This window comes from Dactylosporangium sp. NPDC000555, assembly GCF_040300025.1.
Classification (GTDB): domain Bacteria; phylum Actinomycetota; class Actinomycetes; order Mycobacteriales; family Micromonosporaceae; genus Dactylosporangium.
Map to the genome: position 1 here is coordinate 1 of NZ_JBEPDB010000209.1, position 1,229 is coordinate 1,229.

A 1,229-nucleotide genomic window follows, 5' to 3' on the forward strand; every position below is an offset into this window, starting at 1 on the left:
GGGCGCTGCGGACGAGTCCCCAGACGGCGCCTTGGTCGGGGTCGGGGTCGTCGGTGTCGGTGACGGCTACCGCGCCACGCGTCACCACCACCAGGCGCTCCCCGTCATGGTCACCGGCCAGCCAGTCGACCAGCACCCGGTGCGCCTGAGCCGTCGTGGCGAACAGATCGCCCGGCTCGATCACGGCGAACACCGTCTTCTCCGCCGCCGGCTCGGTGACCGGCTCGACCGCATTCCACTCCAGCCGGTACAGCGAACCGGCCGGGGCGGACGCCGGCAATGCGGCACGGTCGAACCGGCGCAGAGCCAGCGCACCCACCGCGGCCACCGGCGAACCGGTCCGGTCGGCGATCCGCAACTCGACGTCGGTGCCGACGGTCAGGTGTACGCGCAACTCGTCCGCGCCTGGCGCCCACAGCACCGCGTCGTTCCAAGACCACGGCAGCCGCATTGTCTCGTCCCCGGCCACGCCGGTGTGCAGCACGTGCAGCGCCGCATCGAGCAGCATCGGCGACAGCTCGAAACCGGCCGCCGCGCCGTCGGTCGCCACCTCGGCGAACAACTCGTCACCGCGCCGCCACGCCCGGCGCAGGCCGTGGAACGCCGGACCGTAGTCAAAACCGCGATCGGCCAGCGCGTCGTAGAGGTCGTCGATGTCGACCGGCTCCGACCGCTGCGGCGGCCACTCGGTCAGATCGGCGGTCGGTAGCAGCGGCTCCTCGTCGCCGAGCACGCCGGTGGCGTGTACCGACCAGGCCTGCTTGGCATCCGAACCACCGGTGGCACGGGACAGCACGGTGACAGTCCGGCCCCCCTCGGCGTCCGGCTCCGCGGCCACCACCTGAACATCGAGACCACCCCGCGCGGGTACGGTCATCGGCGCCTGCAGCACGAGCTCACGCACATACGGGGTGCCGAGCGCGCGACCGACGTACCAGCACATCTCCAGCAGAGCCGCGGCCGGCAGCAGCGCGGTCCCGTCGATGACGTGGTCGCCGAGCCAGGTGTGCACGGCCGGGTTGAGCGTGCCGGTCCAGAGCGTCGTGTTGGTCGGCGCGTGAACGGCGGTACTGAAGAGGAACGGATGCGTGGCCGCCCCCGCCGCATGACCCGTGGTCAGCCAGTAGCTCTGGTGTTGGAAGGGGTAGGTGGGTGCTTGGGGTAGGTGGTTGGTGGGGTTGGTGGGGTGGTTGGTGTGGCCGGTGGTCCAGGTGTGGGCGAGGAGGGTG

The 1,229-nt window shown here is 71.5% G+C and carries 1 protein-coding gene; it reads right to left on the minus strand.

The window, feature by feature from the left end:
* The coding region (locus tag ABT297_RS43060; RefSeq protein ID WP_350560015.1) for a polyketide synthase dehydratase domain-containing protein at positions 1–1,229 on the minus strand (1,229 nt) is incomplete at both ends.